This is a genomic window from Amycolatopsis sp. NPDC059027 (genome assembly GCF_042739735.1).
GTDB lineage: Bacteria > Actinomycetota > Actinomycetes > Mycobacteriales > Pseudonocardiaceae > Amycolatopsis.
Genome location: NZ_JBHYIK010000004.1, coordinates 47992 through 68396 on the forward strand (window position 1 = coordinate 47992; position 20405 = coordinate 68396).

Genomic DNA, 20405 nt, shown 5'->3' on the forward strand with positions numbered 1-20405 from the left:
GCGGGTCGGGGCGCACCCCCCGGGTGGCTGTGGTGCTTTTGTCTCGCGCTTTTTTTTCACACCACCCCACGGGGGGGCGCGGCCGTTGCGCCCCCGCGGCGCCCCCCCCCCCCCTTCATGTCGTGAGGGGTGTTTCGACCGCTATATGGTTGTGATCTGCGACACATTCCTATAGGTATGCCTTTTACACCTGTATGGCGGTTATGTCTATTTCGGGTTTGCCTTCTGCTCGCTTTTGTCGGCCAATAGGACTAGTGCATTGCGCCTAATGCCGACCATCGGCTGCGTTATTGGGAGGTACGGCCGGGATGCTTGCCGGTCTGCGTTCGGATCTCGCGCGAGCAACCGGAATCGATGTTCACTCGTTTGGGTGATGCCCGATGCCGTCGACCCGGCTGCGCGCATTTCGGCAATTCCGTGCAAGGGGAAACTTGTTGCTGCCGACTTCAAGTCGGTAGTACTGTTGGCGGTGATCCGAAACCGGGGAAATCACCCAATACTATGTTTGCCTGTCTGGGGGGAACTTGGCATGGAGCTTGGTGTGCTTGGGCCGCTTTCTGTTCGTGTCGGATCGAATTTTACGGTGCCGAGTGCGCCGAAGTTGCGCAACGTCCTGGCCACTCTGCTGGTGCACGCCGACCAGGTCGTCCCTGTTTCCGCCCTGATAAAAGAATTGTGGGACGACGAACCGCCGCTCAGCGGGCTGACGACACTGCAGACATATATCCTGAATCTTCGTAAAACGTTTGTCGCGGCGACCTGCATGCCCGCCACCGAAGTGGCCAAGAGCATTCTGGTGACCCAGGTCGGCGGGTACATGTTCAGTACCGGCGGTGGCACGCTGGACATCCACGAGTACCACCGGCTGGTCGCCGACGGCAGGGAAGCGCTCTCCACGGGTGACGACCGAACAGCGGTGCGGCTCCTGAACGAAGCGCTGCGGCTCTGGCGCGGGCCCGCGCTGGTGGACGTGCCGATGGGACGCATTCTCGAGTCCAAGCGGCGGCAGTTCGAGGAATCGCGCCTGGTGGTGCTGGAGTACCTGGTCGACGCCGAGCTGCGGCTGGGCATGCACCGCGAGGTACTGACCGAACTGGCGGCGCTCACCGCGGAGAACCCGCTCCACGAAGGCCTGCACACGCAGTACATGCGTGCGCTCCACCTCAGCGGACGGCGTGCGCAGGCGCTCGAAGTGTTCCACCGGCTTCGCGGGAACCTTGTCGGCGAGCTCGGACTGGAGCCGGAACTTCCGACGCAGCGGGTGCACCAGGCGATTCTCAACTCACAGACGGACTTCGAGGATCTGCGCCTGTCCCGCCCGCTGGGGGAGATCGTGCGCACCTCCGCTTGGGGCAGTGTCCGGCCCTACTGAGCTGTCCGCTCCGGACCACGCGGCGCGAGATCCGCGGTGGCCGGTATCCGTTCAGTCCTTTGAGGACTCGGCGGCGGCCTGGCGGACCTGCTCGACGAGTGCCGACTGTTCGAGCAGGGCCCGTCCGAACGACGGTGGTTCGCCGTCGGTCAGCGCGGCGTTGACGAAGGCGGCGAGCGTGTTGCGGACCTGGTGGTCGGCGGGCAGCGCGTATTCGGTGACCAGGTCCTGCTGTTCGAGCCGCACCAGGGGTTTGTGGTGTTCCGGCGGGGTGAACGCCCGCAGGACGCTGAGCCTGCCGCGCGTTCCCCACAGGGAGTACGTCGACCGATAGGAGTGTTCGAAGCCCCAGGCCAGCTGCGCGGTGACGCCACCGGGCGCGCGCAGCAGCGCGGTGCCCGCGACATCGACGCCGGTTTCGCCGATCCGGAGTGTGGCACCCCGGACTTCGAGGTCGGCCGACAGGAACAGCTGCGCCACGCGCAGCGGGTAGACCCCCACGTCCAGCAGGGCGCCGCTCCCGAGGCCGGGTGTGTACCGGAACGACGCCGGGTGCAGCGGTGGGATGCCGAACGAACTGGAGAAGACCTGCGGTGCGCCGATCGCGTCCTCGTCCACCAGTTTCCGGACGGCGTCGTGCTGGGAATGGTGGAGGAACATGAAGTTTTCCGCGAGCACGAGGCCGAGGTCCCTGGCGAGAGCGACGAGTTCGGTGGTCTGGGCGTGGCTGGTGGTCAGCGGCTTCTCGCAGAGCACGTGCTTGCCCGTACGCAGTGCCCTGGTCGCCCATTCGTGGTGCATGCTGGGCGGCAGCGGCACGTAGACGGCGTCGATGTCGTCCCGTGCGAGCAGGTTCTGGTATCCCGTGATCGCTTCGCAGCCGAACCTCGCCGCGACGGCGGCGGCCTTGCCCGCGTGCCGGCTGGCCACCGCCACCAGCTCGGCCGGTTCCAACTCGGCGAGTGCGGGGAGGACGCGCCGGATCGCGATGTCCGCGCAGCCGACGACCCCGATCCTGAGCACTCGCCCGGAGTTCCGTTCCGGCATCAGTCACCTCATAGTGTCCGCGGGGTGAGGGCCGGGGACCGGGTCGGGTCCGCCTTGCCCGCGTCTTCGGGTGCGGTGGGAGACGCATCTGCGATGCTCGCCGCCCGCGGCAGAACATTGCTTGAAGAACAGCGGAGGTCCGCGGCGCGCGGTTCCTACCGCATTTCAAGTCCTCTCCGAGATTTTCCTGGCAGTTTCGACCGCATGTAGCCACGAGCAGTGAGGAGTGCACGGGTGCCGTCGCCGATGATCAACGTGTTCCAACCATCACTTGGCGAAGAGGAACTGGCGGCAGTCGGGGAGGTTTTCGCGAGCTGCTGGATCGGCCGCGGCCCCCGGGTCGACGCGTTCGAGAGCGGCTTCGCCGAACACATCGGCGTGCCGCGAAACCAGGTCACGTCCATGAATTCGTGTACCGAAGCCACTTTCCTGGCCATGGAGCTGCTCGGCGTGGGGCCGGGCGACGAGGTGGTGCTGCCCACCGTCACGTTCGTGGGAACTGCGAACGCGGTCGCCTCGCGGGGCGCCCGGCCGGTCTTCTGCGACGTCGATCCCCGCACCCTCAACGCGGGCGTCGCGGACGTGCGCTCCCGGCTCACGGCGAGGACCAAGGCCGTGCTGCTGCTGCATTACGGCGGGCATCCCGGCGAAATCGCGCGGATCGCCGACCTGTGCCGGGAACGGGGTATCGGTCTCATCGAGGACGCCGCCAACGCGCAGGCCTCGTCGGTCGAGGGCCGTGCCTGCGGCACTTTCGGCGACATCGGGGTGTGGAGCTTCGACCACGGCAAGATCGCGGTCGCCGTCGACGGTGCCATCATGTACACAAAGGACCCGGAACTCGCCGCACGCGCGGCGAAACTCGCCTACCTGGGAATGGAACAGGCCACCGGGTACGGCGAGGCCATGCGGACCCATACCCGGTGGTGGGATTTCGAGGTCTCCTCGTTCTCGCGCCGTTCCATCATGAACGACGTGCTGGCCGCGATCGGTGTCGTGCAGCTGGGCAAGTTGAAGGGTTTCGTGGCCCGCAGGCGGGAGATCACCGCCCGGTACGACGAAAACCTGCGGGGCGTCGCCGGCCTGGTGCCGCGGCCGGTGCTTCCCGCCGGGCACGAGTCGTCGTACTACCTGTACTGGGTGCAGATGGACGCCGGGATTCGCGATGTCGTCGCCAGGGACCTCTACGACCGCGGCATCTACACGACGTTTCGCTATCCGTTGCTGCACAAGGTGAAGGCGTACGGTGGCGACGCCCACCTGCCGAGCGCCGAGCGCGCGGCGGCGGCGACGCTCTGTCTTCCGCTACACCAGGCGCTCGGTCCTGACGAGGTCGACTTCGTCAGCGCCGCGCTCGCCGAGGCGGTCACCAGCCGTACCGCGGCCATCGCCTGAATCCCCGAGCAAGGAGGGACCATGCAGTACGGACCGGATCACGCGGCGATCTACGACGTCGTCTTTCGCAGCCGTGGCAAGAACTTCGAGCGCGAAGCGGCGGCCATCACCGAACTGGTCAAGGAACGCTCGCCCGGCGCCACGTCTATTTTGGACGTCGCATGTGGAACCGGTGCCCATCTGGCCGGTTTCGCCGAGCTGTTCACGCATGCCGAAGGGCTGGAGTACGCGCCGGCCATGCGGGAGGTCGCGCGGGGACGGCTGCCGGGACTGACCGTGCACGCGGGCGACATGCGCGACTTCGCCATCGGACGGACGTTCGACGCTGTCACCTGCATGGGCAACTCGGTGGCCTGCATGTCCACGACCGCCGAGCTGGACGCGGCGATCGGGCGGATGGCCGCGCACCTGGACACCGGCGGGGTGCTGCTTGTCGAGCCGTGGTGGTTCCCGGACAACTTCCTCGACGGGCACGTCGGCGGGCACCTCGTCACGGAGCGGGGGCGGGTCATCTCGCGTCTCACGCATTCGAGCCGGCAGGGCGACCGGACCAGGATGGAGGTCCGGTTCGTCGTCGCGGATTCCACCGGCTTCAAGGAGTTCACCGACGTGCTCATGGTCAGCCTCTTCACCCGCGAGCAGTACGTCGCCGCGTTCGAACGCGCCGGGTGCGCCGTGGAACTGCTGCCCGCGCTGAGCCTCGACGGCGGCAGGCCCAACGGCCCGGGTCTCTTCGCCGGAGTCCGCAAATGAGCACCGAAACGCCCCTGCGGGTCCTGTTCGTCTGCACGGCGCACAAGACCCACTTCTACCCGTTGGTGCCGATGGCGTGGGCGCTGCGCACCGCCGGGCACGAGGTGCGGGTGGCCACCCCGCCGGAACTGACCGGAACCGTCACCGGGACCGGTCTCACCGCGGTGCCGGTCGGCGTCGCAGACTGGGACGATCCCGGTGACCCGGCGGCAGCCGAGATGTCCTGGGAGCTCGTCGTGAACGGCGGCTCGGACCACGTGCAGAACTTCGCCTGGCAGGATCCCGCCGCGTGGACGCGGGAAAGCCTGCTGGCGCTGGAAAGCATCATGATCCCGACGTTCTACGACTCGATGAACAACCCGGCGATGCTCGACGGGCTGGTCGAGTACGCCCGCCACTGGCGGCCCGATCTGGTGATCCGCGAGACCTTCACCTGGGCGGGCGGGATCGTCGCCAGGGTCGCCGGCGCGGCCGACGCCCGGCTGGTCTCCGGGCCGGACCACCTGACCCGTGCGCGCCGGGAGTTCCTGCGGCGCACGGCGGAACAGCGGCCGGAACGGCGTGACGACCCGACCGCGGAATGGCTGGACCGGACGTTGCGACGGTACGGCTGCCGGTTCGACGAGGAGGTTCTCACCGGTCATTGGACGATCTCGCCGATTCCGCCCAGCACCCGGCTCGACGTCGGGACGCGCGTCGTCGGCACCCGCTACATCCCGTTCAACGGCCCCTCGACGATGCCCGGCTGGCTGCGGGAACCCGCCGAACGGCGCCGGATCTGCGTTACCGGCGGTCTCGCGGCCCAGGAGCAGGGCGAAGCCATCTTCTCGATGGGCGACGTGCTCGACGCGCTGGCGGATCTCGACGTCGAGGTCGTCGCGACGCTGGGAGCGGGGGAGCGCGAGCGGCTGACGGCGGTGCCGGACAACGCGCGCGTGGTGGAGTTCGTACCCTTCCACGAACTCCTGCCGACCTGTGCCGCGGTCGTGCACCACGGCGGCGGCGGGACGCGGGCGACCGCGGAGTTCCACGGCGTCCCGCAGGTGATCGCGGCCTACGGCTGGGACACCGTCGTCAAGGCGCAGCGGATGCAGGAACTCCGGGCGGGTCTGTACGTGCCGATCGCGGCGGCGACGCCGGAAGTACTGCGGGAGTGCGTCGTCCGGGTGCTCGGTGAGCCGTCGTTCGTCGAGGGGGCGCGGCGCCTGCGTGACGAACTGCTCGCGGAACCCGCGCCCAACGACATCGTCCCGCTGCTGGAAGAACTGACCGCCGAATACCGGACCCGGCCCGCGTGACCCACCCGCGGCGACGAAGGGAAAGTGCCATGCACCAGTGCCGAATCTGCGACGGGGACGTCACGGAGTTCTTCGATTTCGGGCGGCAGCCCATATCCGACGCCTTCCGGCGGCCCGCCGACACCGGGGACGAGTTCTTCTTCCGGCTCGCGGCCGGGGTCTGCCGCTCGTGCACCATGGTCCAGCTCCTCGAAGAGGTTCCGCGTGCCCGGATGTTTCACCAGGACTACCCGTACCGGACGTCCGAGTCGACGTTGATGGCCAAGCACTTCGAGAAGATCGCCCGGCGCCTGCTGGAGACCGAGCTTTCCGGGCCGGACCCGTTCGTCGTCGAGATCGGGAGCAACGACGGCGTGATGCTCCGGACCGTCAGCGAGGCAGGCGTCCGGCATCTGGGCGTCGATCCCTCCGGCGGCGCGGCGGAGGTGGCGGCCACGGCGGGCGTGCGCGTGCGCACCGATTTCTTCGAGGAGTCCTCCGCCGTCGAGATCCGGGCGGCGGACGGGCCCGCGGACGTCATCTTCTCCGCCAACACCACGAGCCACATCGCCTACATCGACTCGGTGTTCCGCGGGGTCGACGTGCTGCTCGCCGACCACGGCGTGTTCGTGTTCGAGGAGCGGTACCTCGCCGACATCATCGGCCACACCAAGTTCGACCAGATCTACGACGAGCACTTCTACCTGCTTTCCGTCCGGTCGGTGTCGAACATGGCAGCGCGCTTCGGTTTCCAGCTCGTCGACGTGGAGCACCTCGCCGTGCACGGCGGCGCGATCCGGTACACCGTCGCCCGGCCCCATACGCGCACCCCCACCGCGGCGGTCGCGGAGTTCCTCGACGCTGAGGAAGCGGCCGGGCTCACCGACCTGGAGACGTTCCGGCGGTTCGGGCAGCGGGTCGAAGGCGTGCGCGACGTCCTGATGACACTGCTGTGGCAGCTGCGCGCGGAGGGCAAGCGCGTCATCGGCTACGGGGCCACCGCGAAGAGCGCCACGGTGACGAACTACTGCGGCATCACGACCGAAACCGTGCCGTTCGTCTGTGATTCGACGGCGTCCAAACAGGGCAAGCTCATGCCCGGTTCGCGCATCCCGGTGCGCCCGCCCTCGGACTTCTCGAACCCGTATCCGGACTACGCCCTGTTGTTCGCGTGGAACCACGCCGAGGAGATCATGGCCAAGGAGCGGGCGTTCCGCGAGTCCGGCGGCAAGTGGATCCTGTACATCCCCGACGTCCACGTCGTGTGAGCACCGTGAAGTCACGTGAGCTCGCCGTCGCGGGCGCGTTCGAGTTCGGCGCCGAGAGCTATCCGGACGACCGGGGGTTCTTCGCGACGATGTTCGACGGGACCGCTTTCGCGGAAGCCGCCGGACACCCGTTGTTCTCGCTCTCGCAGGTGTGTCTCAGCCGGTCGCGGCAGAACGTGCTTCGCGGTGTGCACTACTCCGCTACGCCGCCGGGCAGGCCGAAGTACGCGTTCTGCTCCAGCGGCCGGGCCTACGACATCATCGTGGACCTCCGGGTCGGCTCGCCGACGTTCGGCAGGCACGAGGTGGTGGTCCTGTCCGGGGACCGGCCGCGCGCGGTGTACTTCCCGGTCGGGGTCGGGCACGCGTTCGTCGCGCTGGAGGACGACACGACCATGTGCTACCTCCTCTCCGGAGGATACGTCGCCGAGGACGAGCTCGCGCTGTCGCCGTTCGACCCGGACCTGGCGCTGCCGCTCCCCACAGGGCTGGAACCTGTTATGTCCACAAGGGACAGTGCGGCACCGTCGCTGGCCGGCGCCATGGCGGCGGGGGCGTTGCCCCGCTACGACGATTGTCGGCGGGTGGAACGAGAGCTGTGGCCGGGGAGCCGGTGACCGCGGGCCGGGCCGTGGTGCTCGGGGGCACCGGCTGGATCGGCAGGCACGTGTGCGACGTGTTCGCCCGACGCGGCTACGAGGTACTGACGGTCGCCAGGAATCCCGCGTCGCACGTGGCCGCCCACCGGTTCCACCGGCTCGACGTCGCCGCCGCGCCCGCCGGGGTGCTCACCGAGCTGCTCCGGCGGGCGCGGGCCGACGTCGTCATCAACGCGACCGACGCGGCCAACGCGACCGATGGCTGGGCACACCCGGAAGAGGCGTTGCGCCGGTTCAACGTCGGGGTGGTGGACCGGCTCGTCACCGCGATGGCGCGCCTGCCGTGGCGGCCGCGGCTGGTGCATCTGGGCACCATCTTCGAATACGGCCCCGTCCCCGACGGCGCGCTCATGCACGAGGCGCTGGAACCAGCGCCGGTCGGTGCCTACGCTCGCACGAAGCTGGCCGGCTCGGCCGCGGTGCTCGACGCCACGCGCGAAGACGTCATCGACGGCGTCGTGCTGCGGATCGTGAACGTCTGCGGACCGCACCCGTCCCCGGCCGCGTTCCCCGGGAAGCTGCTGGCGCTCGTGCGCGCGGCCGCGGCGACCGGCGGCGACGTCGAGCTGGCCATCGCGGATTCGCGACGCGACTTCGTCGACGTGCGTGACGTCGCCATGGCCTGCCTTCTCGCCGCGGAGTCGGCGGTGACCGGGCGCGTGGTGAACATCGGCAGCGGTGTCGCGGTGGAACTGCGGGAGTTCGTCGAGCTGTTCGTCACTACGGCCGGTCTTCCACCGGATGTCCTCAAAGGACGGACCGGGCCGGTGCCGAGCCTGGGTACCGGCTGGTCGCGGGCCGACATCCGGCTCGCGGCCGAGCTGCTGTCGTGGCGGCCCACGGTCGGCCTGCCGGAGTCCGTACGGGACACGTGGGAAGCGGCCTCCGGGTGAGGCGGCTTCCCCGTCCCGCCGTCAGCGGAGCCGCCGTGCACGGCCGAACCTGCGCAGCACCGGTGTCTCGACGAAGGCGAACAGCAGCCAGGAAAGCAGGACGGTCACCGCGAGAGCGAGCGCGACCATCGACACCGCGGACAACGCCGTCGGCCGGTGCTCCGTCCCGGCGAGGCGGTACATGCCCTTGAGGACGAGTTCGTGCAGGAGATAGAAGGCGAACGAGATGTTGCCGAGCCACACCATCACCGGCCGGGCCAGGAACGAGCGCCTGCCCGCGACGTCGGCGACCGCGGCGGCGGGGATGAGCAGCGCGAGCGGGATCACGGTCGCGGCGACGATCCCGAAGTTGCCCGGCGCGAACAACGCGGCCGTATAGCCGGCGGCGAAGGCGGACGCGGCGGCCCAGCGGGGAACGGACGGCCAGATGCCGGCGCGCACGATCCTGGCGAGCAGGATACCGAGCGCGAACTCCAGCATGCGCGTCACCGGGAAGACGTAGACGAACCAGTACTGCCACGCCGGCATCGGCTCCCACGGCAACTGCGGCTCCGCGGGCAGCAGCCGGGCGAGCAGCGGCACGCAGAAGACGGCGACGATCACCCCGCCCGTCCAGTACCACAGCCGGTGCGTGCCGATGCGCCCGATCCCGGCGATCAGCAGCGGGAAGCTCAGGTAGAACAACGCTTCGACCGAGAGCGACCAGCTGACGTCGTTGACACCGAAGGAAACCGCGGGATCGGGCGACCACGCGTGCACCAGCAGGAGGTTCGGCACGACCCCGGTGAGCCCGGCGCCCGTCCAGTTGATCTGCGTGCCCGCCAGCACCATCGCGATCGCGACCAGGAACGTCACCAGATGGTTCGGGTAGATCTTGAAGAACCGGCGGCGCCAGAAGCGCCGGGCGGTGTCGCCTGCCCGCATCGACCAGGTCAGCACGAACCCGCTCAGTACGAAGAAGAACGAAACACCGACGTAGCCGCCCATGCCGACAACGAAGGTGAGCGTCTCGGAAACCCTTCCCTCGGGCAGGATCCCGGGCTGTGCCGCGGCGTGGACGGCGAACACCATGGCCGCCGCCAGCCAGCGCATCCCGGTGAGGGAGGGCAGGCGCCCGCCAGCCACGGCGGCGGGTTCATCCAGTTCGAACTGGTTCGTGATGGCCATGGCTGCCTTCCGGTTGCTCTGTGTGAGGCGAAGAGGAAAACGCTTTCACTCGGACGGTGCAGCAGCCGGGTAAAGCCGTACTCGAAGCTGGATCGGTAGTGACTCGGTAGGTGACCTTGAGCGCGGTTCGAGTGAACCTGCATGGCGACGGCCCTAGTTTCGGGTGTGCGAGCGCCGTCGACCGGTGAGAGAAGAGAGCGCGCATGAAGGTGCTGTTCGCCACGTTGCCCTATCCCACTCACTTCTACCCGATGGTGCCGCTGGCGTGGGCGCTGCGCACCGCGGGGCACGAGGTACGGGTCGCCAGCCAGCCGGACCTGACCGACGTCATCACCGGCAGCGGTCTCACCGCGGTGCCCGTCGGCCGTCCGGAGGCCGAGTCCCCTGTGGACGATCTCGATTCGGCGGAGCTGCTCGAAGCGCTCCACGAGGACGGGTCGATGTACGTGTACCTGTTCGACCTGACCGGGAACGACCGGACACAGTGGTCGGACGAGAGACTGCTGAGCCTGGAGCACATCCAGACACCCGCGCTGCTGTCGGTGATCAACAGCGACCCGGTCGTCGACGATCTGGTGGACTTCGCACGGGGCTGGCGGCCGGATCTGGTGGTCTGGGAGCCGTTCACCTTCGCCGGCGCGATCGCCGCGCGGGTGACCGGCGCGGCACACGCCCGGCTGGTGTACGCGCCGGACGCGACCGTGCGGGTACGCCAGGAGTTCCTGCGCGCACAGGCGTTCCGGCAGGCGGAGCTGCGGGAGGACCCGACCGCCGAATGGCTGGAGCGGACACTGGCGCGGTTCGGGCAGCACTTCGACGAGGAGATCCTGACCGGGCAGTGGACCATCGACCCGACGCCGCCGGGCAGCAGGCTGGCGGTCGGCGTGCGCACGGTCGGGATGCGGTACGTGCCGTACAACGGGCCTGGCGCCGTCCCGGACTGGCTCCGCGTCCCGCCGTCGAAGCGCAGGGTGTGCGTTTCACTGGGGCTGAGCGGCGCGGTCGAGGAACCCGCGGAGCTGATCTCCGCGCTCGTGACGGCCACCGCGGACCTCGATGTGGAGGTCGTCCTGACCGAAGACCCGGCGCTGCTCGACGTGCTGCCCGAACTGCCGGGGAAGTTCCGGCTGGCCGGCTTCGTGCCGCTCAACGACCTGCTGCCGACCTGCGCGGCGATCGTGCACCACGGTGGCCCCGGCACGCTGACCTCGGCCCAGCTGCACGCGGTGCCGCAGGTCGTCTTCGGCCAGACGTCCATCACCGAGGTGAGCGCGGAACTCGTCGAGAAGACGGGCGCGGGGCTCAGCGTCGCGGAGCCGGGCGCCGAAGTCCTGCGCGACGCGATCACCCGGGTGGTGACGGACCCTTCGTTCCTGGAGAACGCGCGACGCGTCCGCGCGGAAATGCTGGCCGAGGCGAGCCCACGTGACATCGTTCCCGTGCTCGAAAAACTCACCGAAGAGCACCGTTCCGTGTCCTGAAAGGACTCGCGCGGGAATGGGCCGGGTTTCTCGGACACCGCGTCGCGGATCGGTGATCTTCTCCGATGCGGCTTTCCGCCGGTCCGCGATTTCGGTGTCGTGTTCGCGGGATTGTGACGGCTGTTCGCCGTCTGGAGCGGCACTCGTCGTCCTCGGCGGAGCGTTCACGACACCGGAATAGGGCTATAGCGCTATTGACTGTGGCGGCGCGAACGTGGGCAGGATAGCGTCGGAGCAGGGCGGAACCCTGTCAACAGCAGCGCCGTTACCGTTTCGTGATTTTCATAGGCGGCGTCCGGCGAAGTTCGGTAGCCTTCCTTCCGGAACTCGAGATCCGCCCGAATTTCCTCCCTGACGAGTGATGGACTTCAAGAATGGTGATGGTGTTGGCAGTCGTGCGCGAAAAAACGGGACGAGTAGCCGGTTCTGCCGGTATGGGAGGGGAACGATGGTGAATTCCAGTCTCGCGATCGAGGCCGAGGGTCTCGTCAAGGAATATGGCAGCGCGCGGGCCGTGGACAAACTGGACCTGTCGGTGCCCGCGGGTTCGGTCTACGGCGTGCTCGGGCCGAACGGCGCGGGGAAGACGACGACCATCCGGATGCTGGCGACGCAGCTGCGCCCGGACGGCGGCACCGCGCGGGTGTTCGGGCACGACGTGACGCGGGAGGCGGAGACGGTGCGCGGCCTGGTGAGCCTCACCGGCCAGTTCGCCTCGATCGACGACGACCTGACCGGGGAGGAGAACCTTCTCCTGCTGGCACGGCTGCTCGGCTACTCGCGGCCGGCGGCCAGGAAGCGGGCGGCCGATCTGCTGACGGCGTTCGGTCTGGCCGACGCCGGTGGCCGCCGGGCCACCACCTACTCCGGCGGGATGCGCCGCCGTCTCGACATCGCGGCGAGCATCATCAGTACCCCGGAGCTGATCTTCCTCGACGAGCCGACCACCGGGCTCGACCCGCGCAGCCGCAGCCAGGTGTGGGACATCGTTCGCACGGTCGTGGCACGCGGGACCACGGTTCTGCTGACGACGCAGTACCTCGACGAGGCCGACCAGCTCGCCGACCGGATCGCGGTGATCGACCAGGGCCGTGTCATCGCCGAGGGAACTCCCGGCGACCTCAAGGCGTCCGTCGGCTCGGGCGCGGTCCACGTCCGGCTCCACGATCCGGCGCAGCGCGGTGCCGCCGAGGAGCTGCTCGGCCGGCTTCTCGGCGCTTCGGTGCACCTGGACGGCGACCCGGTGGGGCTCACCGTCGCCGCGTCCGACCCCGAACTGGTCGGCAAGGCGCTGAGCGCGCTGGCCACCGCCGGCATCGGAGTCGCCAACTTCGCCCTCGGCCAGCCCAGTCTCGACGAGGTCTTCCTCGCACTGACCGGGCACCCCACCGAACCAGCCGCAACGGAGGACGCAGCGTGACCACGACCAACGCCGGAGTCAGCCCCGCGGTGCCGCTCGAGCGCCAGCTCGCATCCGTGCTCGCCGCCGACGAACGGCCCACCCGCCCCAACGGCCTGTCCGCCTCGTTCACCCTCGCGTGGCGGGCCGCGGTGAAGCTGAAGCACACCGCGGTGGAGCAGCTGATCGACCTGCTGATGATGCCGGTGATCTTCCTGCTGATCTTCAACTACCTCTTCGGCGGCGCGTTCGCCGGATCGGTCGACAACTACCTGCAGTACTTCGTCCCCGGTGTCCTGGTCATGACCGCGGTCATGCTCACGACGCACACCGGCACCGCCATCGCCCGCGACATCTCCAAGGGCATCTTCGAACGGTTCCGCACCATGCCGTTCTGGCAGCCGGCGAGCCTGATCGGCACGATGATCACCGACCTGGGGCGGTACCTGCTCGCGCTGGTCCTCACGACCGGCCTCGGCCTGCTCCTCGGCTTCCGCCCGGACGCCGGGATCGGCGGGGTGCTGCTGGCGTTCGCGCTCATCCTGGTGTTCGCCTTCGCGTTCGCCTGGGTGTTCACCGCGCTCGGGCTCACGGTACGCAGCCCGGAGTCCGTCCAGTCCGCCAGCATGCTGCTGATGGCGCTGGTCTTCTGCAGCAACATCTTCGTCAGTTCCGCGACCATGCCCGGCTGGATCGGGGCCGTCGTCGACGTCAACCCGATCAGTCACGTCTCGACCGCGGCGCGCGGGTTGCTGCACGGCACGGTGACGGCGGGGCAGATCGGCCTCGTCGCGCTCTCGACCGCGATCCTCGTCGGGATCTTCGCGCCGCTCACGATGTTCCTCTACCACAAGAAGAAGAACGTCTAGGCATCGCGCGAAGAACGGCCCGGCGATACCGGTGTCGCCGGGCCGTTGTCGCGTGCTGTCGCTCAGCTCGCGACGACGTCGACGTCCAGCCGTTTCGCGGCGCTGATGCTGCTCGCCGCCGAGAAGTACTCGAGGGGCTTGTCGCGGTTCACCGCGATCTCGCGGTAGCGGCGGAGGATCTCCCGCAACGCGATGTCGGCTTCGAGCCGCGCGAGCGGGGCGCCGACGCAGAAGTGGATGCCGCGGCCGAAGCCGAGGTGCGGATTCGGATGCCGCCGGATGTCGAATCCGGACGGAGCTTCGAAAACGCCTTCGTCCCGGTTCGCGGACCGGATCCAGGTGGTCACCCGCGCGCCCGCGGGAATCTCCCTGCCACCGACCTCGGAGACCCGCGTGCTGATGCGTTCGGACAGCGTGAACGGCGGCCGGTACCGCAGCACCTCTTCGACGGCGATCGGCATCAGGCCTGGTTCCGCGCGCAGTTCGCCGGTGGCTTCGCGGAACTCGTCGAAGCACTGGATAGCGTTGCCCAGCAACGATGTCGTGGTGACGTGCCCGCCGAGCAGCAGCAGCGTCGCGAAGCCCACGATGTCTTCGTCGTCCAGCCTGCGGCCTTCCGTCTCCGCCGCGATCAGCCCGCTGATGATGTCGTCCGCCGGGTGGGCCCGGCTTCGGCGGACGCGCTCCAGCAGATAGGTCTCCATGTCACGCAGCGTCGGGTTCATCTTGGCGATGTTCTCCTCCGACGGCAGCGATTCGAAGCCGTACTCGACGATGATCTCGCCCCAGCTCCGGAACAGCCGGTGGTCCGCGCTGGGCAGGCCGAGCAGTTCGGCGATGACGATCACCGGCATCGGGATCGCCACGGCCTCGACGATGTCGAAGGTGTCCCGCCCCGCGACCTGGTCGAGCAGGTCGCCGGTGACTTTGGTGATCCGCGGTGCGAGGCTCGCGACCAGCCGCGGGGTGAAGGCCTGGTTGACCAGGCCGCGCAGCTGCCGGTGCTCGGGCGGATCCATCAGCAGGAAGTTTCCCTTGTTGTTGAACGAGGTCGCGTACTCCGGCGGCGGCAGGAGCTCCCTGATGTCGCTGGAGAACGTGGCGGGGTCGGTGAGGACGCGGGCTACGTCGGCGTGCCCGAAGACGTGCCACACGTCCTCGGCCTCGTCATGGCTCACCGGCTCCGTCCGGCGCATGGTTTCGAACCAGGTGAGCTGGTCGTCGCCGGTGGCGGGCACGGTCATCGCTGGGCTCCTCGGTCGTCGGTGGCAGGGGCGGCGGTGCATACGCCGACGAACAGGCCGCGAGGGAACCGTTCGGTGACGACGTACTCGGCGGAACAGCCCGCGCGGGCGAAGGCCGTCTCGTAGTCGGCGCGGCTGAACAGGCTGAGCCGATGGGTGTCGGTCAGGTGCCGGATCCCGGCCGGGCCCGCGTCGAGGTAGTGAACGTCCATCCTGGTCACGTCACCCTCGCGGACGGAGTGGGAGATCCGGGTGATGGCGCGGCCGTCGAGGCGGACGAGGTCCGAGGCCACGTAGCCGGGGACGAAGGTTTCCGGGAAGACCCACGGTTCGATCACCACGACGCCACCGGCGGTGAGGTGGCGGGCGAAACAGCGGAGCGTGCGGTCGAGTTCGGCAGGCGTACGCAGGTAGCCGATGGAGCTGAACATGCAGGTGACCGCGTCGAACGAGCCCTCAAGCCGGAAGTCGCGCATGTCTCCTTGGGACAGCGGGATTTCCGGCACCCTGCGTCGGGCGATGGCGATCATATCCTCGGACAGTTCGAGGCCGGCGGTGGAACCGAACAGTTCCGCGAGCGGCTTCAGGTGCCCACCGGTGCCGCAGGCGACGTCCAGGACGGAGGCCGCCTGCGGCATGCGGGCCCTGACCAGCGCGGCCAGTTCGGCGGCCTCGGCGGCGTAGTCCTTGCCGCGGTGGGCATGGATGTGATCGTAGATCTCGGCGAAATCGTTCTGGTACATGGCTTTTCCCCGGATCAGGCGTGGACGGCGGCGCGGTCGCGGTGTGCCGCGGTCAGCTTCTCGATGAGCGGCACGACCTCGTTGGGTGCCGGTTCGGCCAGCACTTCCTGGCGCAGCGCCTCGGCGCCGGCCGCGAACGACGGCTCGTCCAGCAGCCTGGCCACCCGGCTGCGCAGCCCGTCCGCGGTCAGCGCGGCCATCGGCAGAGCCAGTCCGGCGCCGACGCGCTCCAGGTGTTCCCCCTTGAGCTCGGTGTCCCAGCCGTCGGTCAGGATGAGCTGCGGGACGCCGTGCAACTCGGCGGTGGACCGGGTTCCGCAGCCGCCCTGGTGCACGATCGCCGAGCAGGTCGGCAGCAGATCGTTGAGCGGCACGAACTCCGCCACGCGGACGTTGTCCGGTACGCGGGTCACGTCGGCCAGCTGGGTGGCGTCGAGGGTCGCGACGAACTCGGCGTCCAGGTCGGCGACCGCCTCCAGGATGTCGGCCATCGAGGTGACGCCCCGGCCCGCTTCCCGTTCGGTGAGGCCGAAAGTGAGGCAGACACGGCGGCGTGACGAGGGCTCGCGCAGGAAGCCCGGCACGGCCGAGGGCCCGTTGTACGGAACGTAGCGGACACCGACGGTGCGCAGGCCGGTGTCGAGGCGCCCGCTCGGCGGTGTCGTGTCGATGGTCCACTGTCCGGTGAGGACTGTTTCGTCGAACTCGCGGCCATACCTGGCGAGCACGCCGGCCAGCCAGTCGGCGGTCGGGTCCTCGCGGTGTGCGTCCGGTTGCCGGGCCGCCGCGGCCAGGAACGCTTGGCGGGCCCGTACGGCGTTGTCCGGTCCCCACACCAGACGGGCGTGTGCCGCGCCGACGGACCGCGCGGCGACCGCGCCGGCGAAGGTGTACGTCTCGGCGATGACCAGGTCGGGTTGCCAGCTCCTGGCGAACGCCACGGATCCCTCGATCATCCGATCGTTGTTCATCGAGGCGTACAGCGCGGCGACCATGACGTGCTCCACGCCGAGCAAGTGCTCCCAGGTCCACTGTAGACTGTCGCGGCCGGTGAAGTCGAAGTGCTGGACGTGACTCGTGCCCGCCCGGTAGATCTGCTCGAACAGCTCGGGCGAGGCGGGGTCGGTCGCGGCCCAGCCGGGCGGGCTGACCGGCACCGCCGTCAGCCCCGAGCGGGCGATGGTGTCGGTCAGGTCGGCCTGGCTGACGATCCGGACCTCGTGCCCGGCGGCGCGCAGTGCCCAGGCCATCGGTACCACGGCGTAGTAGTGGGTGTTGTGTGCGAAGCAGGTGAACATCACTTTCATCGCGGTTCCGTTTCAGTCGGCGCGCACCGGCAGGCGGAGCAGGCCTCTGGTCACCGGCGCGCGGCCCCGCCGCGACGGGCTGCCGTCGGCGCGCATGCGGGGGAACCGGGCCGCCAGCGCGATCAGCGCGGTTTCGGCGTGGAGGCGGGCCAGCGGCAGCCACGAACCCGTGGTGAGCGCGGGTGTTCCCGCCCGGTCCGGGTCGAAGCGGTCCGGCTCGGGGAAGACCGCCGGGTCGCGGTTCGCCGCGCTGAGCACAACGGCGACCTGGCCGCCCGCCGGGATCGCCTGCCCCGCGACGTCGAGGTCGGCCAGCGCGAAAGCCGTGTGGATGTGCACGGGCGGCCGGTACCGCAGTGTTTCCCGGACGATCGCCTCCGCCCGCCGCGGCGTGGCTTGGAGTTTCGCCCATTCACCGGGTGTTTCCAGCAGCGCGGACACGGCGCCGGTGAACAGATCCGCGGACAGCCGCACGCCCAGCACGGCGTGCGGCAACGCGGGGGAGTCCTCGCCGAGCAAGGCGCGGAGGCCGTCGAGTGCGTCGAGAAGCCGGCCGACCGGTTCGAGGCGCTGCGGGCACAACAGGCTGTCCAGCGCGATCGTGACGTCGGCGCACAGCGGCACCAGCTTTTCCCGCTGCGCAGCGGTGAGCCCGTGGACCCGTGCGAGGACTTCGACGGGGACCCGGTGCGCCACTTCGGCCAGGTCGAACGCTCCGCCGAGCCTGCCGAACGCCTCGGCGCAGGCCTGGCGCACCAGGTCCGCGCCGGGCAGCGGGCCCGCGTCGCCGGTGGTGAGATCCTGGTCCCAGGTCATGATCCGCTGGACGGCCGGGCCGTTCCGGGCGGCCCGGGTGCCGAGGCCGGGATGCCCGAGCAGTTCGCCGCCGACGGCGTGGCTCGCGGTTACCCACGTCCCGGTCTTGGCGGGCCAGAGCACGCCGCGCCGACGCAGTTCTTCGTGCACCGGTCGGAGATCGTCGTCGAAGCCGCGGAGCAAAGTGGCGTACGGATCGCCGTTCGCGCCGTACAGCCAGTGCAGTCCCTGGATGAGCTGCAGACGGCGCCCGAGCCCACTGTCCACCGGCATGCCGAAGTCCTTTCCCGATTACCGGACGACGTGCCCGGCGTTGCCGGAACGACGCTAGTGACGCGACTTAGAAGTTCACTTGAAGTCCGTACGGGATTCCGGTCGGTACGCGGTTCTACCGCGATCATAGTGGGTCTCAAGGAACGCTGGGGAATTCCCGGGTAGCCTCCTGGAGGCCGTCGGCCGCTTTTTTCGCCTGACATCACATCATTTCTTCCGGGGAGGAAGCATGACGGACCGAGTCGCACTCGTCACCGGCGCGACCAGCGGAATAGGACTCGCGGTGGCGCGGACACTCGCCGCCGATGGGACGAAGGTGTTTCTGTGCGCGCGTGACGCGGCGAAAGTGGAATACACGGTGAAAGAACTGCGAGAATCGGGATGTCAGGCCGCCGGTGTCCCCTGTGACGTCCGCTCGCCGGCGGACATCCGGGCGTTCGTCACCGCGGCGGTGGAGCGGTGGGGCGGCGTCGACGTGCTGGTGAACAACGCCGGACGGAGCGGGGGAGGGGTCACCGCGGAGATCGCCGACGAACTCTGGCTCGATGTCATGGAAACGAACCTCCACAGCGTGTTCAGGATGACGCGCGAGGTGCTGACCACCGGCGGCATGCGGGAGAAGTCGCGCGGGCGGGTCGTCAACATCGCTTCGACGGCGGGAAAACAGGGTGTGGTCCTCGGCGCGCCGTATTCGGCGTCCAAGCACGGCGTGGTCGGGTTCACCAAGGCACTGGGCAACGAGCTCGCGAAGACCGGGATCACGGTGAACGCGGTGTGCCCCGGCTACGTCGAGACGCCGATGGCCCAGCGGGTGCGGCAGGGCTACGCCGCCGCGTGGAACAGTTCCGAGGAGGAGATCCTCGAACGGTTCCAGGCGAAAATCCCGCTCGGACGCTACAGCACCCCGGAGGAGGTCGCGGGGCTCGTGGGCTACCTGGTTTCGGACACGGCCGCCTCCATCACGGCGCAGGCGATCAATGTCTGTGGCGGGCTCGGCACTTTCTGACGGATTCGAACGAGAAGGAGAGGTTATGTCGCAGCCCACAGTTCGCGAAGTGGAACACGAGATCGTCGTGTCCGCACCGGCGAAGGTCGTCTACGATCTCATCGCGGACGTGCGGAAATGGCCCCAGCTCTTCCCGCCGACGGTGTACGTCGACCGTACCGCGCTGGACGGAACCAGCGAGCGGATCAGGATCTGGGCGACCGCCAACGGCGAGGCGAAGACGTGGACCTCGCTTCGCACGCTGGACGCGGCGGCATTGCGGATCGGGTTCCGCCAGGAGGTGTCCCAGCCGCCGGTCGCCACCATGGGCGGCGCCTGGCACGTCGAACCCCGCTCCGCCACCGAATCCCGCGTCCGGCTGACCCACGACTACCGCGCGGTCGGCGACGATCCGGAAAGCCTGGCGTGGATCGACCGTGCTGTCGACCGCAACAGCGTGTCGGAGCTCGCCGCGCTCAAGAAGAACGCCGAGCTCGCGGCGGGCGGTGACCGGCTGCTTCTGTCCTTTGAGGACGCTGTCGAGGTCGAAGGGGCCGCGAAGGACGTCTACGACTTCATCAACGAGGCCGGCCGCTGGGCGGAGCGGCTGCCCCACGTCGCGAAGGTTTCCCTGCGGGAGGACACTCCCGGCCTGCAACTGCTGGAGATGGACACCCGGACGAGCGACGGCTCGGTGCACACGACGAAGTCGGTCCGGGTGTGCTTCCCGCACAGCAGGATCGTCTACAAGCAGATCGTCGTGCCCGCGCTGATGACGCTGCACACCGGGCAGTGGCTGCTGACCGGGACCGCCGGCGGCGTCCTCGTGACCTCCCAGCACACCGTGGTGCTCGATCCGGCCAATATCACGAAGATCCTCGGCGACGGCGCCGGTGTCGAGGACGCCAGGGTGTTCGTCCGGAAGGCGTTGAGCACCAACAGCCTGACCACCATCGGATTCGCCAAGGACTACGCCGAAGCACGGCGCGGCTGAAGGAGACGACCACATGGCATTGTTCGCCGTCCTCGCGACGCAGGCCCCGACCGGGCTCGACGCCGACACCTTCCGCCGCCGCCTGCCGGAAGGCTTCCGGTACACCAGGAACCTGGTGGACAAGGGCGTCATCGTGCACAGCTGGATCCGGGTCGGCGCGGCAGGCGGCCTCAACATCTACCGGGTCGATTCGCACGAACAGCTGCTGTCGGCGCTGTACGACAACCCGCTCAGCCCGCATCTGAGCTTCGAGGTGATCCCGCTGGCCGAACCCGGCGCGTTCGACCCCGTGGCGTTCGAAGGCGGAACGTCCGCCGGCTGACCGGCAGGACGTTCCGCCACTGGGCCGGCCACCCGTGGCGGGGGGGTGGGGGGCCAGACCGGGCGCGGACCCCGCGCCGGGCGGCGCGACCCCTGGGCGGGTCGTGCGCCGGACGCGCAGGGGGCAGCGGGCGGCGGTCAT

The 20405-nt window shown here is 69.0% G+C and carries 19 protein-coding genes; 13 read left to right on the forward strand and 6 right to left on the reverse strand.

All coding sequences use genetic code 11. The features are described 5' to 3' along the window. Window positions 1-373: 373 nt before the first annotated feature. Entirely contained in the window at window positions 374-1372 is a 999-nt protein-coding gene (locus tag ACFWY9_RS03915; RefSeq protein WP_378338164.1) for a BTAD domain-containing putative transcriptional regulator, read from the forward strand. 51 nt (window positions 1373-1423) lie between these two features. Here ACFWY9_RS03915 and ACFWY9_RS03920 read toward each other — a convergent pair whose 3' ends face one another. Continuing rightward, a complete protein-coding gene (locus ACFWY9_RS03920; protein ID WP_378338087.1) occupies window positions 1424-2419 on the reverse strand; it encodes a Gfo/Idh/MocA family protein in 996 nt (331 codons plus the stop codon). A gap of 234 nt (window positions 2420-2653) precedes the next feature. Between ACFWY9_RS03920 and ACFWY9_RS03925 the strand changes: the two genes are divergently transcribed. The 6 genes from ACFWY9_RS03925 to ACFWY9_RS03950 are packed head-to-tail and all read left to right on the forward strand — an operon-like array spanning window position 2654 to window position 8664. Beyond that, window positions 2654-3814 carry a DegT/DnrJ/EryC1/StrS family aminotransferase gene (locus ACFWY9_RS03925; protein ID WP_378338088.1) on the forward strand — a complete coding sequence of 387 codons (1161 nt, stop codon included), beginning with the start codon at window positions 2654-2656 and terminating at the stop codon, window positions 3812-3814. A gap of 21 nt (window positions 3815-3835) precedes the next feature. Then, window positions 3836-4567, forward strand: a complete 732-nt coding sequence (locus tag ACFWY9_RS03930) for a class I SAM-dependent methyltransferase (protein WP_378338089.1) — start codon at window positions 3836-3838, stop codon at window positions 4565-4567. Further along, window positions 4564-5865, forward strand: a complete 1302-nt coding sequence (locus tag ACFWY9_RS03935) for an activator-dependent family glycosyltransferase (protein WP_378338090.1) — start codon at window positions 4564-4566, stop codon at window positions 5863-5865. Before ACFWY9_RS03930 ends, ACFWY9_RS03935 begins: the two co-directional genes overlap by 4 nt. A gap of 29 nt (window positions 5866-5894) precedes the next feature. Further along, window positions 5895-7112: a methyltransferase domain-containing protein gene (locus ACFWY9_RS03940; RefSeq protein ID WP_378324666.1), complete on the forward strand. Its 1218-nt coding sequence runs from the start codon at window positions 5895-5897 to the stop codon at window positions 7110-7112. 5 nt (window positions 7113-7117) lie between these two features. Beyond that, window positions 7118-7729 (forward strand): dTDP-4-dehydrorhamnose 3,5-epimerase family protein, encoded by a 612-nt coding sequence (locus ACFWY9_RS03945; protein WP_378324665.1) that lies wholly within the window; start codon window positions 7118-7120, stop codon window positions 7727-7729. Continuing rightward, a complete protein-coding gene (locus ACFWY9_RS03950; RefSeq protein WP_378338091.1) occupies window positions 7726-8664 on the forward strand; it encodes an NAD-dependent epimerase/dehydratase family protein in 939 nt (312 codons plus the stop codon). The genes ACFWY9_RS03945 and ACFWY9_RS03950 overlap by 4 nt, the downstream gene beginning before the upstream one ends. Before the next feature lie 21 nt (window positions 8665-8685). On the opposite strand, the gene ACFWY9_RS03955 is transcribed toward ACFWY9_RS03950, so the two are convergent. Continuing rightward, window positions 8686-9831 (reverse strand): acyltransferase family protein, encoded by a 1146-nt coding sequence (locus ACFWY9_RS03955; protein ID WP_378338092.1) that lies wholly within the window; start codon window positions 9829-9831, stop codon window positions 8686-8688. Window positions 9832-10034: 203 nt separating this feature from the next. Between ACFWY9_RS03955 and ACFWY9_RS03960 the strand changes: the two genes are divergently transcribed. From ACFWY9_RS03960 to ACFWY9_RS03970, 3 genes are all read left to right on the forward strand, one after another. Next, window positions 10035-11312 carry an activator-dependent family glycosyltransferase gene (locus ACFWY9_RS03960; protein WP_378324661.1) on the forward strand — a complete coding sequence of 426 codons (1278 nt, stop codon included), beginning with the start codon at window positions 10035-10037 and terminating at the stop codon, window positions 11310-11312. Window positions 11313-11760: 448 nt separating this feature from the next. Continuing rightward, a complete protein-coding gene (locus ACFWY9_RS03965; protein ID WP_378338093.1) occupies window positions 11761-12732 on the forward strand; it encodes an ATP-binding cassette domain-containing protein in 972 nt (323 codons plus the stop codon). Continuing rightward, window positions 12729-13580, forward strand: coding sequence for an ABC transporter permease (locus ACFWY9_RS03970; protein WP_378324659.1), 852 nt, complete (start codon window positions 12729-12731; stop codon window positions 13578-13580). Before ACFWY9_RS03965 ends, ACFWY9_RS03970 begins: the two co-directional genes overlap by 4 nt. A gap of 62 nt (window positions 13581-13642) precedes the next feature. On the opposite strand, the gene ACFWY9_RS03975 is transcribed toward ACFWY9_RS03970, so the two are convergent. Genes ACFWY9_RS03975 through ACFWY9_RS03990 form a run of 4 tightly spaced genes read right to left on the reverse strand, consistent with a single transcriptional unit; the run spans window position 13643 to window position 17963 of the window. Beyond that, the gene (locus ACFWY9_RS03975; RefSeq protein ID WP_378338094.1) at window positions 13643-14824 is read right to left on the reverse strand and encodes a cytochrome P450; all 1182 of its coding nucleotides are present in this window, start codon (window positions 14822-14824) and stop codon (window positions 13643-13645) included. Next, window positions 14821-15567: a class I SAM-dependent DNA methyltransferase gene (locus tag ACFWY9_RS03980; RefSeq protein WP_378338095.1), complete on the reverse strand. Its 747-nt coding sequence runs from the start codon at window positions 15565-15567 to the stop codon at window positions 14821-14823. The genes ACFWY9_RS03975 and ACFWY9_RS03980 overlap by 4 nt, the downstream gene beginning before the upstream one ends. Window positions 15568-15581: 14 nt before the next feature. After that, a complete protein-coding gene (locus ACFWY9_RS03985) occupies window positions 15582-16874 on the reverse strand; it encodes an activator-dependent family glycosyltransferase (RefSeq protein ID WP_378338096.1) in 1293 nt (430 codons plus the stop codon). 12 nt (window positions 16875-16886) lie between these two features. Beyond that, window positions 16887-17963 carry a P450-derived glycosyltransferase activator gene (locus tag ACFWY9_RS03990; RefSeq protein WP_378338097.1) on the reverse strand — a complete coding sequence of 359 codons (1077 nt, stop codon included), beginning with the start codon at window positions 17961-17963 and terminating at the stop codon, window positions 16887-16889. A gap of 229 nt (window positions 17964-18192) precedes the next feature. On the opposite strand from ACFWY9_RS03990, the gene fabG reads away from it, so the two are divergent. Genes fabG through ACFWY9_RS04005 form a run of 3 tightly spaced genes read left to right on the forward strand, consistent with a single transcriptional unit; the run spans window position 18193 to window position 20264 of the window. Next, complete coding sequence (fabG, locus tag ACFWY9_RS03995) at window positions 18193-18969, forward strand: 3-oxoacyl-ACP reductase FabG (protein WP_378324653.1); 777 nt, start codon at window positions 18193-18195, stop codon at window positions 18967-18969. A 25-nt stretch (window positions 18970-18994) separates the two neighbouring features. After that, on the forward strand, window positions 18995-19942 hold the full coding sequence (locus ACFWY9_RS04000) for an aromatase/cyclase (RefSeq protein ID WP_378338098.1): 948 nt from the start codon (window positions 18995-18997) through the stop codon (window positions 19940-19942). A 13-nt stretch (window positions 19943-19955) separates the two neighbouring features. After that, window positions 19956-20264 (forward strand): muconolactone Delta-isomerase family protein, encoded by a 309-nt coding sequence (locus ACFWY9_RS04005; RefSeq protein WP_378324651.1) that lies wholly within the window; start codon window positions 19956-19958, stop codon window positions 20262-20264. The last annotated feature ends 141 nt before the right edge of the window (window positions 20265-20405 follow it).

What these genes read in the sequence shown, in the direction of transcription:
- ACFWY9_RS03940 (WP_378324666.1), top strand. Translation starts at nt 5,895, where the DNA reads ATGCACCAGTGCCGAATCTGCGACGGGGACGTCACGGAGTTCTTCGAT.
- ACFWY9_RS03985 (WP_378338096.1), bottom strand. Translation starts at nt 16,874, where the DNA reads ATGAAAGTGATGTTCACCTGCTTCGCACACAACACCCACTACTACGCC.
- ACFWY9_RS04005 (WP_378324651.1), top strand. Translation starts at nt 19,956, where the DNA reads ATGGCATTGTTCGCCGTCCTCGCGACGCAGGCCCCGACCGGGCTCGAC.
- ACFWY9_RS03935 (WP_378338090.1), top strand. Translation starts at nt 4,564, where the DNA reads ATGAGCACCGAAACGCCCCTGCGGGTCCTGTTCGTCTGCACGGCGCAC.
- ACFWY9_RS03975 (WP_378338094.1), bottom strand. Translation starts at nt 14,824, where the DNA reads ATGACCGTGCCCGCCACCGGCGACGACCAGCTCACCTGGTTCGAAACC.
- ACFWY9_RS04000 (WP_378338098.1), top strand. Translation starts at nt 18,995, where the DNA reads ATGTCGCAGCCCACAGTTCGCGAAGTGGAACACGAGATCGTCGTGTCC.
- fabG (WP_378324653.1), top strand. Translation starts at nt 18,193, where the DNA reads ATGACGGACCGAGTCGCACTCGTCACCGGCGCGACCAGCGGAATAGGA.
- ACFWY9_RS03980 (WP_378338095.1), bottom strand. Translation starts at nt 15,567, where the DNA reads ATGTACCAGAACGATTTCGCCGAGATCTACGATCACATCCATGCCCAC.
- ACFWY9_RS03990 (WP_378338097.1), bottom strand. Translation starts at nt 17,963, where the DNA reads ATGCCGGTGGACAGTGGGCTCGGGCGCCGTCTGCAGCTCATCCAGGGA.
- ACFWY9_RS03920 (WP_378338087.1), bottom strand. Translation starts at nt 2,419, where the DNA reads ATGCCGGAACGGAACTCCGGGCGAGTGCTCAGGATCGGGGTCGTCGGC.
- ACFWY9_RS03915 (WP_378338164.1), top strand. Translation starts at nt 374, where the DNA reads ATGCCCGATGCCGTCGACCCGGCTGCGCGCATTTCGGCAATTCCGTGC.
- ACFWY9_RS03960 (WP_378324661.1), top strand. Translation starts at nt 10,035, where the DNA reads ATGAAGGTGCTGTTCGCCACGTTGCCCTATCCCACTCACTTCTACCCG.
- ACFWY9_RS03965 (WP_378338093.1), top strand. Translation starts at nt 11,761, where the DNA reads ATGGTGAATTCCAGTCTCGCGATCGAGGCCGAGGGTCTCGTCAAGGAA.
- ACFWY9_RS03930 (WP_378338089.1), top strand. Translation starts at nt 3,836, where the DNA reads ATGCAGTACGGACCGGATCACGCGGCGATCTACGACGTCGTCTTTCGC.
- ACFWY9_RS03955 (WP_378338092.1), bottom strand. Translation starts at nt 9,831, where the DNA reads ATGGCCATCACGAACCAGTTCGAACTGGATGAACCCGCCGCCGTGGCT.